10 protein-coding genes and 1 riboswitch are annotated in these 12,491 nt (G+C 47.2%); of the genes, 8 read left to right on the top strand and 2 right to left on the bottom strand.

Annotated features, from left to right (window positions below):
• Positions 1 to 56: 56 nt before the first annotated feature.
• Positions 57 to 1,889, bottom strand: coding sequence for an LPXTG cell wall anchor domain-containing protein (locus GSO_RS04770; protein ID WP_010489566.1), 1,833 nt, complete (start codon positions 1,887 to 1,889; stop codon positions 57 to 59).
• A gap of 516 nt (positions 1,890 to 2,405) precedes the next feature.
• Here GSO_RS04770 and GSO_RS18660 point away from each other — a divergent pair.
• From GSO_RS18660 to GSO_RS04745, 6 genes are all read left to right on the top strand, one after another.
• Positions 2,406 to 2,792 carry an L-type lectin family protein gene (locus GSO_RS18660; protein ID WP_235500833.1) on the top strand — a complete coding sequence of 129 codons (387 nt, stop codon included), beginning with the start codon at positions 2,406 to 2,408 and terminating at the stop codon, positions 2,790 to 2,792.
• Positions 2,782 to 4,908 (top strand): WxL domain-containing protein, encoded by a 2,127-nt coding sequence (locus GSO_RS15575; protein ID WP_235500834.1) that lies wholly within the window; start codon positions 2,782 to 2,784, stop codon positions 4,906 to 4,908. Before GSO_RS18660 ends, GSO_RS15575 begins: the two co-directional genes overlap by 11 nt.
• Before the next feature lie 86 nt (positions 4,909 to 4,994).
• Positions 4,995 to 6,005: a WxLIP family cell surface protein gene (locus GSO_RS04760; RefSeq protein ID WP_138117757.1), complete on the top strand. Its 1,011-nt coding sequence runs from the start codon at positions 4,995 to 4,997 to the stop codon at positions 6,003 to 6,005.
• A complete protein-coding gene (locus GSO_RS04755) occupies positions 6,002 to 7,048 on the top strand; it encodes a DUF916 domain-containing protein (protein WP_010489562.1) in 1,047 nt (348 codons plus the stop codon). Before GSO_RS04760 ends, GSO_RS04755 begins: the two co-directional genes overlap by 4 nt.
• 30 nt (positions 7,049 to 7,078) lie before the next feature.
• Entirely contained in the window at positions 7,079 to 7,234 is a 156-nt protein-coding gene (locus GSO_RS18105; protein WP_093997912.1) for a hypothetical protein, read from the top strand.
• 108 nt (positions 7,235 to 7,342) lie between these two features.
• Positions 7,343 to 8,245 carry a WxL domain-containing protein gene (locus GSO_RS04745; RefSeq protein ID WP_010489557.1) on the top strand — a complete coding sequence of 301 codons (903 nt, stop codon included), beginning with the start codon at positions 7,343 to 7,345 and terminating at the stop codon, positions 8,243 to 8,245.
• Between the two features lie 281 nt (positions 8,246 to 8,526).
• Here GSO_RS04745 and GSO_RS04740 read toward each other — a convergent pair whose 3' ends face one another.
• Positions 8,527 to 9,174 (bottom strand): hypothetical protein, encoded by a 648-nt coding sequence (locus GSO_RS04740; RefSeq protein WP_010489555.1) that lies wholly within the window; start codon positions 9,172 to 9,174, stop codon positions 8,527 to 8,529.
• Positions 9,175 to 9,268: 94 nt separating this feature from the next.
• Positions 9,269 to 9,356, top strand: a riboswitch (SMK box riboswitch).
• Here GSO_RS04740 and metK point away from each other — a divergent pair.
• Together metK and GSO_RS04730 are read left to right on the top strand one after the other, a co-directional pair.
• Entirely contained in the window at positions 9,354 to 10,538 is a 1,185-nt protein-coding gene (metK, locus tag GSO_RS04735) for a methionine adenosyltransferase (protein WP_010489553.1), read from the top strand. It overlaps the preceding riboswitch by 3 nt.
• A gap of 422 nt (positions 10,539 to 10,960) precedes the next feature.
• Positions 10,961 to 12,454, top strand: coding sequence for an MDR family MFS transporter (locus GSO_RS04730; RefSeq protein WP_010489551.1), 1,494 nt, complete (start codon positions 10,961 to 10,963; stop codon positions 12,452 to 12,454).
• The last annotated feature ends 37 nt before the right edge of the window (positions 12,455 to 12,491 follow it).

Below are 12,491 nucleotides of genomic sequence, written 5' to 3'. Positions count from 1 at the left end.
AAAGCCATGATAACAGCCTCATTATGTCATCATGGCAATTTACTGCTTAGTTCAATTTACTTGCGGACTTTAACGAACAGAACAACTCCAATTAATGCTAGAAAGCTACCTAACATGGCGGCGGCGATTTCCAGGCGTTCGCCAGTGTCCGGCAGATGACGCTGATTTTGAGAATGATTCATGCCTCCGGGCTGGTTGTTAGATTTGGATAACAGTTCGGCGCTTGAATTGGAAGAATCACTTATGAATGTAGGAGGCTCTGAGGATGTTGACGGGTGCTTCGGTCTTAAGGTAGAAGAACTGCTTACCGATGTAGAGGACTCTGATGAGGTAGCGGGCAGCTTGGAACTTGAATTAGAAGAATCACTTACAGATGTGGAAGGTTCTGACGAAGTGGATGGTCCCTTGGGTCTTGAAGCAGAGGAACTACTTACTGATGTAGAAGGCTCTGACGATGTTGACGGGCGCTTAGGTGTTGAGGCAGAGGGGGTACTTACCGATGTGGAAGGTTTTGATGATGGGGATGGGAGGCTGGAACCTGATTCAGACGGCTTGCTTGCAGACGCAGAAGGCATCGATGATGTCGAAGGTTTGACCGGTGGCGGGGTTGCAGAAGCTCGGTCGTTTGCTTGAATGGTGACTTGCGGATGTTGGGTATTAATTGTAAAGGGTAACGGTGTTGGATTGCATTCGTAGCCATTAGGTGCTTTTGTCTCAACAAAGTAATAGCTGCCAGCCAATAATTGACGAACCGTTAGCTGACCCTGGGTGTCGGTTGTCAGGTTTGCGCGAACCAAGGTGTGGTTGGCGCGGTAAAGAGCAAAAACCGCACCCGCTAACACCTTTTTGGGATGATCTTGATCACGTTTGATTAGTGTGACTTGACCAACCTTACCGTTACCGCTGCCATTATCTGTCCACACGATTTTGCCTTTTGCATCTGTCGGCAAGCCACTGCCTTGATTCTGAGCTTCTGCAGATACTTGGTTTGTCCACGTTGTCGTTTGAGCAAAACTTGCCGGACTTGGATTTGTCCATAAATCAATCTTAATGGTTTGATTGATATTACCTAGTTCAATTTTAATTTGGTTTCCTTTAATTTGATAGTCCGGGTTCATGGTGCCGCTTTGGTGGAAAGCACCTTGGGAATAGTTACCAGTTTCAACTTGGATTTTTCGAGTGGCGTCAAAAGTTTGACCACTGCCAAGGGTGTCATTGAGAACTAGGTGGTTAACTTGGACCATTTGAGGATTGACGGTAATTTCCCACTGCAGAATCTTAGGTCGGCCAAGGCTATCGACATACTGAGCTTTTTCAGCTGCTGAAGCATTAGCGGGCGGCAGGACTGCCCATCCTGATTTAGCAATATACCAGCCGACTTGATGATGCTCATGGTCATCATATGTACCTTGGGCAGTAAAGGTTAAAGTACCAGTTCGCCCTACAGTGGAATGACTGAAGAAGTCGGTGAACGTCAAAAGCGCTGTTTGGCTGCCTGCTTTAGCGGAAAATTTGCCGATAACGGCGCCTGTTTTGGGATCTTTCACTGGAAAACTAAGATCGGTTTGAATGACGACCGTGGCCGGTAAGCTAACTTTTGCCGTATCGCCAGCCGCAATGACAGTTTGGTCGGGCACGCGCCAATGGTAATTAAGGGTGTATATGAAGTCTTTGGAAAGTTTAGGCTCATTGGTGACATCATGGCCATTCATGTCGGTAATCGTCGCATCGTTGCCCTTCAATCCTATCATCGGAATACTTTTGTCAGCACTCGTGGTTGCAGCTTTGCTTGATGTGAATGCCAAAGCCGAAACCAACAACGAAAAAACAAACAAGATAACAAAGAACCGACGTGAAACGCGGTTGCCTTCACGGCTTTGACTTTGCACGGGAATACCTCCTGTCAATTTCTATTAAATAAATTATAACATGATGACATCTGTTTGATTGATTGCTTTCGCACAATGTATCGCTAACCTCCAGATAAAGGCGGCAAACGGATCATCTTTATAAGTTTATTTATTTAGCAATTAACTACTCACAAGAAACTTAACTGACAGCCCGTAATTATTAATAACTGAAATTTAGGCGAGTACGGTGACTGTTACTATTTGGCTAAAACTCAAGAAATGAACATAACGAATCAAAAACAATAAAAAAGCAATCTTGAGCTTGTAATGTTTACATAAAAATTAAAAACACGGTGTTCTCATAAAAGTTTATGGCCTTAATAGTTTATTTAGGAAATCAAAATAGAAAAACGGGTATTATATTAACTTATAAGTCATGAAATATACATAATATTATGTTGCCCATGTTTAACAGCCTTGTTATAGTTATCGTACGGTAAGATTCGATAAAAGAAAACGCTTTTAAGAATTGCTGAAAAGTTGGGGGTGATGTGGGTGAAACGTGTACTGACGATTGCTGGGATTTTCGTTGCGATGTTTTTTATGTTATTGTTTCCGATTCAAAAGGTCGTAGCGGCGGATGATGATATTCCACCTGATTCGGGTATTCCAGATTCTGCATTAAAGGCGCCGGATTACTTTTTCAAGAGCACGGCAAAGCCGGAATATAACCAGAACCGTTCGGCTTTTAGTACAACTTATCCGCAAGCATTGATTGTGACTGGGTCAGCGAATTATCAAAATTGGCAAATTGGTGGTATGTGGAGTAAACAGCGGATTGATCTTAACAGTGCCTTTACCTACGAGACTGCTCATTACTTTGGTTCGCGGCCTGGTTATGATGCAGACGGGATGACGTTTACTTTGCAAAATGATCCCTGAAGGTATTGCCGCTTATGGTGCGCCGGGCGGGGGCTTAGGCGCGTATCCATGGTCTAGAAGTGGTCCGCCGAAGCAGGAGTTGATCAGCCACTATATTCAAAATGCACTGTCTATTGAGATGGATAGTTACTGGAGCGGCGATAGGGCACAATTTGATGATATGTATGATTATGATTATCCCAATACCAAAATGACCGGCCATTTAGGGGTAGTTCGACCGGGTGAGACCCCATTGACCACCAAAACTTCTAGAGACGTTGGGCATCTTCAATACGTTCCCTTAACGGATGCAACGAAACTTTCAAATGGTAAATTTCGTCCGTTTACGGTTAAGTGGACACCATCTGTCACGTATAAGGACGGTGTACGAATTCTAGGTGGTGATCTTCAGTATTACATGGATGGTAATCCCAAAGAAGGCGGCATTTTTAGAATTAACAATGTATTGGATTACTTCAAATCAGACAAGGTGCTCTTTGGTTATACCGGTTCCAGTGGTACGCACCCGACTTTCCAAGCAGTGGCGTTGCTGAAAATGCCACAAAATGCCCAGCCGGTGACCGTTAATTTTGTGGACACAGCAGGTAATGCCATCCAGGACCCACTCACGATTCCCGGTGATCCGGGGAATCAGTGGGATGCGGCTAAGCGGCGGCCGGAATGGATTCATAAAGGGGATGACTGGTATCAGTACACAGGTAAATATACGGCGAATACGCCAGATCAAAAGGATGCTGGAACGTTTTCGGCAACAGATCCGTACACCGTGACCTATCAATATGAAGCACGGCGACCACCGCTGAGTTATGTCTTGAAAAAAGGAGTTCGTAACGATACGGCTGGGGAAACGGATTTTAAAACATCAACCGACGCTAAAGACGGTGATCTGGTCACTTATGAGCTGACTTACACCAATTTGCTTGGCGGCACCACCGGTAGCATTAAAGACCAACTTGATGCCAACCACACTTACCAAAATGGTTCCTTACAGATGGCCAACGCTGACACGGGAGGCGCGTTCAAGCCATATACTGCGGCTGAAGAAAATTTTAAAACCAATCATACGATTCCGTTCCCTTACACCATTAAAGACGGGGACAGTTTTAAGATTCGGTTTACTGCCAAAATTACCCGCCAAGATACTGCTGAAACGATTCTTAATCAAGCGTCGGTTGGCGGTTCCGGGAGCGATCAGATCACCTCAAATCAGACCACGATTCATTTACCGGCCACAACCGGTAAAGTTACTTTCCGCTATGTGAATCGGGCTAGCGATATGGCAAAGCCAGAAGTGATCGCACCTGAAGTGACAGTCACGGGCAAAATCGGGCAGAAAGTTTCAGACGTTGACGCTAGTGCAATTCGTCCTAAAGCGATCAAGGATTGGACTGTCATTGATCAGGCCAGCAACGCCGACCTTACCCAGGCAACGTTTGATCAGGCCGAAGTTGTTGATCCGGTTTTCAATAAGGAGGAAACCGTGATCACTTATCGGTATGAGAAACCGATGCTGAAATTGACAGTTGACCCGTCGTTGGACTTTGGTGATTTTGACACCAACAGTGTTGATCGTACCTATTACATTGGCGAGAATCAGGCGAAAACCAAACAGAAATTGCCGTTTGGGGTCACGATTGAAGATTATTACGGGGTTTCCCAATGGCAACTCAGTGTTCAGCAAAATGGACAATTCACTTCGGAGGTAAAACCTGACAGCCAAAATCCTGATTTGCACGTGTCGCATACTTTGGATAATGCCACATTGCATTTTCTGAATCCGCGGCTGCAACACACGATGGTTTCCGGACCGGCCTGGGCGCAACAAGACAACTTGATTTATAAAGCACCTGATGACTTTGCACTGGATCCAACAGCTACAAAATCCACGGTCTTGGCCGCAATTGATAAGCGGGGCCACTATCTCAAGGACGATGCGGAACAAGCCGAAGCAACCGGTATCCGGTATGACAATAGTGGGGCAAGCACGTGGCGATTGAACTTCGGGGATGCCGACAGTGCCCCAACAAGTGTCGGCCTGCACGTACCAGCAAGCACCAAGCGTTACCAGGCACACTACAAGACAACGTTGACTTGGAATCTGTCGATGTTGCCGTGAGGGTCAAGTTGGCCAACCTGCCGTATTTAGTTAAGGCGGCAAGCGAGGGGGAATGAGGTTTGAAATGGAAAAAGTCGTGGTACGGCATGCTGCTTATTTTGGGGCTTGTGTTTTTTGGAACCGTACCACAACCCGTGTTAGCAGAAAACGAAAGTGAAAAGACTGATTTTGAAGTGCAACCGGTTTTGCCGGATGCCCAAACCAATACCCAGTTAAATTATTTTGACTTGGTCTATCCAAAAGATTCCACTCATACCATTCAAATGCGGGTTCAGAATTTTTCAGATAAAAATATTACGGTGGCCAGCGACTTGCGCAATGCCTATACGCAAGATGGTGGTGGAATCGAATTTACACCGAAGACAAATGACCTGGATCCGAGTCTGAAACATCCATTCACAACAGTAGCAGCGTTAGATCGCGGCAGTGCCACGATTAAACTGGCGCCTAAGCAGATGAAGGTTATCACTGCCACGATTACTATGCCTAAGAACAATTATGACGGTATGATTTATGGCGATTGGCATTTCATTGAAAGGGTGGATAAAGGCAAATCAGGCAGCACGGCGATCGGCTCGAACTATGCTTATTCAGTCGGTGTCGTCTTGCGGGGACAGAACTATGAAGTTTTCCCGGATGTCAAATACGATGAAACCAAACCGATCTTGTTTCAAAAGCATCCGGCATTAGGAGTGACCCTGCGTAACGTTGAACCCATGGCCATCTCACAGGCAAAAGTCGACGTTAGTATTGGTGCCGATCAAGGCGAGGTTCGCACTTACCAGGCCAGCAACGTCATGATTGCGCCAAATTCAAAAGTGGTTTTCCCTGTCTCTTGGAGTTACGACGAGATGAAGCCCGGAACGTATCACATTAAAGCCACGATAAAGGGCTTGAGTACCTACAATCGTTTTCCAGTGAATTGGACATTTAAGAAAACCATGAAGGTGACGACTTCGCAGGCCAAAACCGTTAACGAACGGGCAATAAAAAAGCCGGTTAATCACTGGCTCTATGCCACCATCGGCAGCGGCGTGTTGTTGCTAGCGAGTTCAGGGGCATTATTATGGGTGCTTAAACTGAGGCCAAAGTCATGAAAAGGCGATTACGCTGCCAGCAATTGGCATTCATTGCGATGTTACTTGCGTGTTTGTTATTTAGCGGTTATCAGATAAAAACAGCTGTTGCTGCTGTCAATAACCCTCAACAGACGCTTATGGTGGCGCCTGTTATTCCCGACGATAATCAGGTTAAAAAAGCGGCAGGCTATTATGAGCTTCAATTGCCGCAAACCGAAGATCGAACGATTACCGTACAAGCCTATAACGCCAGTGCAAAAGCTTTAACTGTCGGGGTATCGATTCTCGACGCCCAAACCGGAACTAACGGGGTTGTGCAGTATGTCAAACCCAAACAAGTGAATCGGCAGTATTTAACCATTGCCGGAAGTGACCTAGTCAAAACGCCAGCGCAGATCACGCTTGCACCGGGCGAGACAAAGGATGTACCGGTTGTCCTAAAAGCGAGTAAGGCCCGGCCAAAAGGCACTTACCTGTCGGCTATTCATCTAATCGCACTGACACCTACTGACACGGCCAACGTTCGTCAGCGTATTGCCTACACCATCGGGCTGGTTTTGCATCAAGGACGTGATTTTCAAAGTCTGGAGGCGCTGCGCCTAAAGCAGACGAGTTTAGTCAAAAGATCATCCGGATTTCAGTTGCGTTACCGGTTTCTGAATCCAGAGCGCCATTTTTTAAAAGACGCAACGGCATCCGTGCAACTGACCAATGCCTCCAGCCGCTTTTTCTCGCTTAAAATGCAGCAGCCGTTGTCACGGATCGCGCCTCAGACTCAGTTTGTGATGACGCACGATATTCAAGGGCAAAAACCTGTATCCGGTCAATATCGACTGCTTGCGGAAATTAAACAGGGACGGCATTTAAAGACCATCACTCAGTATGTGCGCATTACCGGTGATGGCAAACTAATCGCCAGTTCGCGCACCGCATTTCGCCTGGCGCAACAAAAATGGAATTTGCTGAAGGTTGCGATCGGCATTGTGGTGTTGGGTATCATCGGTTTTGTCCTTTTCCGCTGGCGTCAACACCGTAAAGCCAAAAAATCGGCTGAAATCTAATTTCAACGGGCAACAAAGGAGGTGATGCAGGTGCAGGCATTGATCACGCGTTTTTCGTATCGTCGCGTCAAATGGTTCTTAATCGGCTTGACGATCGTTTTATTGATTGCTTTTGTGATTTGTCTGAGTTTGACGATTAAGACTTATAACGATTTCAATACGTGGAAAACAGTTAATCTCTTTTAACTGATTTAGCTGGGGGACACAGGTTTTGGATGGTTTTATCTCATCATCACGCATTCACTAAGGCGTTCGCAACGATGTTGGGATTGAAGATAACTAAGGAGGGTTTTCATGTTTAAAGTGACAAAAATGACCAGTACACTTGCTACTGGGGCGCTGCTTCTTTCGGGATTGGCGCTTGCAACACCGAGTGCGGTTCAGGCAGCAACGGTTGACGGCAACGCGAATGTTAACGGTGGCCAGGCGCTACCACAAGAAGGCAAAACAACTGCAGGAATTTCCTTTGGGCAAACGGCACCATCTGGGAACACGGGTTATCTGCGACTACAGATGGTGCCAAAGATTCTCGACTTCGGGAATCACGAATCATTTGTTTCTGAATATCCGGTTTTCACTGCCGACGGGATCAACGCCGGAAATGCAACGAACAACCGGTATCCTAACTACAAGAGCGGCGACACGAACCTCACCGCGATTTTAAACACCGATGATAAGGCTCTGTCTGCCGTTAAGGGGAAAGTTTGGACCACCGTTGTTGACAAGCAAACCACGCGGACCGATGCAGAGAATAAGCTCGATGCAAGTGGCAAAACTGACAGCAAGGCCGGTTCCTGGACGCTTAATGTCAAAGCTGATTCTCCGTTGACACTGAAAAACGATAACGGCGGGGACACCGGTAAAACCATTGATGATGCAACTTTGACCTTCACCAACACGGCTTATGGCCAAACCGGCAGCGTCTATGCCTTGACCAACGAAGTGCAGGATGATGGCTTCACCCCTGTAGGCCCGTTGACACCGGTGGCTGACATCGCCAAGACCACAACGTTGAATTTAGGCACGAACGATACAAGTCATCAAGTTGCCTATGCCGCACCTGAACAAGGTGAAGGCGCGAACGTCTTTGCTTGGGACAAGAAAAATATCAAGCTGGTGCTACCTAAGACCGCAGTTGTTCAAAACGGTATCTATGAAGCAAGCCTGACATGGACGCTGGCATACGGCCTGAACTAATCAAAAGCTATGGGCTAATGCCAACATTGATTTGCTGATAAACTGCCAATTGTCAATCTAAAAATGCCTGCAGCATTCAATTAAGTGAAGCGTCAGCCCCCGAAATAGGAGCTGACGCTTTTTCTGCGACTGGGAGGGAGCGTACTATAGAAAAACAAACTGATGCCCAGCATTCTAACTGGGAAAGCGTAATTTAGGCTGATTTTCGACACAAAAAGCCCGCAACAACCATCGTCGCGGGTCTGAATTGACGTATTTAGAGACGAACAACTGAAATGCTACTAGCCATGCAACCGGGTTAAGTAAAGAAGTAACGCCATTATAAGAGGACTGAATTGATAGCTGTAAGCCGGTAACTTAAAGGATCGACGACTGCTGATGGCGAGCGCTACAACCAACATACCAGCAATCGCAATTAGGTTCATGCGCTGTTGGAAATAACCGATAGCCCCGACGACCAGTAGTAGGATTAAGTCAGCCCATTTTGGCAGGTGGTCGGCCCACAATCCAATGAGCGCAGGTAAATAAAGAAGCGCTAAATCCAATAACATCGTCCGATTGAAGAAGTGTAGGCAGGCATATATGATGATGACCTGCGCTAAAAGTGCTTGGCCGAAGATCACGGTATTCATCCATTGGGAGGGCATTTTCTGCGTTCGTAAAAGTAACGTGATCACGAGTTGCACCGCAATTAGCGGTAGTAACAGCCATTGGTTGATGGCACCGAGAATCCCCATGATGGCAGCTAACAGCAGCATCAGGTCGTAGCGTTTCACAAGCCCCGTGCCGGCGAGACAGAGTGTCATAAGTAAAAGTGCGATCAGCTGGAAGTTCCAACTGATTTGCAATCCGGTGGCAATTAAGAATGGGTAAGCAAGTACCTGGCCAATAAAAGCTGCTGCATAAGCATTTTGATTGAACTTTTTCAATATGAATGTCCTTTCCGTAACAATTTCATTTTACAGAACCCTCGTGACATAGACAAAGATTTTCGGAAATTTTACAAATATTATGTTATGCTACTATAGTTGCAAAACATTCCCGATGGGGTTCGTTATCCGTTAGCGAACATGCCTTGTAACCGAAAATCATGAGGGGGAAACAAACGATGCAAGAACGCCATTTATTTACTTCTGAATCTGTTTCAGAAGGGCATCCGGATAAAATTGCTGACCAGATTAGCGATGCCATCCTGGATGCGATGCTAGAAAAAGATCCCGATTCCCGAGTTGCGTGTGAAACAACCGTGACGACTGGTTTAGTTTTGGTTGTTGGCGAGATTTCGACGAATGCCTATGTCGACATTCAATCCGTTGTCCGCGGCACAATCAAGAAAATCGGGTATACGAAAGAATCCGGTTTTGATCCTGACAGTGTCGGTGTTTTAGTGGCATTGGACGAGCAAAGCCCGGACATTGCTCAAGGTGTGGATGAAAGCCTTGAAGCCCGTGAATCTGATACCGATCCTTTAGACAAGATCGGTGCCGGTGATCAAGGGATGATGTTTGGGTTTGCGATTGATGAAACCGATACTTACATGCCTTTACCAATTTCATTAGCCCATGCGTTAATGCGGCGGACCGATAAATTGCGGCATAATGGCGAAATCAGTTATTTGCGCCCGGATGCCAAAGCCCAGGTCACGGTCGAATATGATGACAACGAACAACCGATTCGCGTTGACTCGGTCGTCGTGTCCGTTCAACATGACCCTGACGTCACCCTTGAAGAAATCCGGCGTGATGTGGAGGCCAAAATTATTCGCAAAATCATTCCGGCTGACATGATGGACGATGACACGAAAATCTATGTCAATCCGACTGGCCGGTTTGTCTTAGGCGGTCCCCAGGCCGATTCCGGCTTGACTGGACGCAAGATTATCGTCGATACCTATGGCGGGTTTGCCCGGCATGGCGGCGGCGCCTTTTCCGGTAAAGATGCGACTAAGGTTGATCGTTCCGCCAGTTATGCCGCTCGCTATATTGCTAAGAACATTGTAGCAGCTGGTTTGGCCAAGCGCGTTGAAGTCCAACTGGCTTACGCGATCGGCGTTGCCAAGCCGGTGTCGGTATCCGTCAACACCTTTGGCACCAACGCCATTTCCGAACAACTGATTGAACAGGCGATCCGTGAGAACTTTGACTTACGGCCCGCCGGAATTATTAAAATGTTAGACCTCAAGCGGCCGATTTACGAACAAACGGCGGCTTACGGTCATTTTGGACGTACAGATGTTGATCTTCCTTGGGAACACCTCGACAAGGTGCAAGCACTTCTCAAGTACCGAGATTAGCGAGAAAAGAGGCGGCCACAGCCGGGAAAAACCGGTTGGGTCGTCTTTTTGTGTGAGCGCGAGCCGGCGCGGTTAGAAACCGGAGCATAAGTGGCCTTGAGCCTAAATGGCTGGGCTTTGGCCATTTAGGCTCAAGGTCCTTATGTGCAGGTTTCTGCGCCGGGGAGCGCGTTATGGAGTGAGTGCGAGCCAGCACGGTCAGAAACCGGAGTGTAAGTGGCCTTGGGCGTGATGGCCCGGGTTTAGGCCATCGCGACCAAGGTCCTTACACGCAAGCTTCTGCGCCGGCGAACGCGTTATGGAGAGTGAAAGTAAGGGGTTGATTCTTTAAACTACAGACTTCCACGCTAGCAAACGGCCCCCCACACGTCACCGCTGCTGCTCGACCATCAACATCGCATCACCACTTTAGAGAGGTAGTTATGAAGCAAAGAAAAACAAATGTTGCACTTGTTACCACAGCCATTTTTATTGGCACGTTTATGACCGCCATTGAAGGTACGATCGTTTCGACCGCGATGCCAACGATTATCGGCAGCCTGCATGGTGTACATCTCATGAACTGGGTCTTTTCGATTTTTCTGTTGACCAACGCCATGGCGACGCCGATTTATGGTAAATTAAGTGACAAAATCGGCCGTAAACCAGTCTTCTTAATTGGCCTGACGATTTTTGTCATCGGCTCGTTATTATCTGGCTTATCGCAGTCAATGATCATGTTGATCATCTTCCGGGCGATCCAGGGTATTGGTGCCGGGGCCATTATGCCGGTGACTTTCACGATCATTGCGGACATTTATCCATTTGAAAAACGGGCCAAAATGCTGGGCTTTAACGGGTCAATGTGGGGAATTGCTTCGGTGATTGCCCCGTTGCTTGGCGGGTTTATTGTTGACCAGTTGAGTTGGCACTGGATTTTCTTCATCAATGTGCCACTGGGCTTGCTGACGTTCGGCATTGTTTGGTTCTTTTTGCAAGAAGATCGGCGTCAGGTGCGGCAGCCGTTGGATGTTCGCGGAACCGCCTGGTTACTGATTGCCTTGCTGGCGCTGATGTACGGTTTTCAGGCGCTTGCCGAACCTAACGCACTTTGGCAAATTGCCGGCATGGCCATTGTGGCGGCTTTTGGCTTTTGGCGGTTCTGGCAAGCGGAAAAACATGCGGTTGATCCGATTATCGACCTTAAGTTGTTTGAGAACCGCACGTTTGTCGTTCACAATTTGATTGCGGCGCTGATTTCAGGATTCGTGATTGGTTTTGAAGTGTATATGCCGATGTGGATTCAAGGCATTCTGGGAATGGATGCTTCCCTCGGTGGTTTTGCCGTGACCCCAAGCTCGTTAATGTGGGTTGTCGGTTCCTTTGTTGCCGGCAAGCTGCTTGGCCGCTTCCAGCCTAAGCCGATCCTGACCGGTGCCATGATTTGGTTACTTGGCGGTAGTCTCATTTTGGCGCTTGTCCCGCAATCAACGCCTTATTTTGTCTTCTTGCTGATAGCTGGCAGTCTTGGATTTGGTTTTGGCTTGGTGATTACGATTACGACTGTGACGGCTCAGGCCATTGTTGCGCCTGATCAGGTAGGAGTTGCAACGAGCTTTAACACGTTATCACGGACGTTGGGGCAGACATTGATGGTGTCGATTTATGGCATTGTTCTCAACTTACGACTGACACAAGGCGTTGCGGCTGATGGCCGATTAAATAGCAACATGCTTAATGAACTCATCAATCCGCATACGGCGCAGAATTTACCTGCCACCGTTTTACCGACACTTCGCCAGATTCTCTATGAAGGACTCCACAATATCTATTTCTTCTCCATTGTGATCGTTGCGCTGGCACTGATAGCGAACCACTTCGAAGCAAAAAAAGTTCTATCAAAAGAAGCAACTCAGGAAACTGATGAGGAAGCTTGAATCCTTGGTAAAAGAATCTGAGCTTGCGAGATGGTAA

This window comes from Lacticaseibacillus zeae DSM 20178 = KCTC 3804, assembly GCF_000260435.1.
GTDB classification, from domain to species: domain Bacteria; phylum Bacillota; class Bacilli; order Lactobacillales; family Lactobacillaceae; genus Lacticaseibacillus; species Lacticaseibacillus zeae.
The sequence above is the reverse complement of the archived record's forward strand: the minus strand, read 5'-3'. Positions and strand labels throughout refer to the sequence as shown.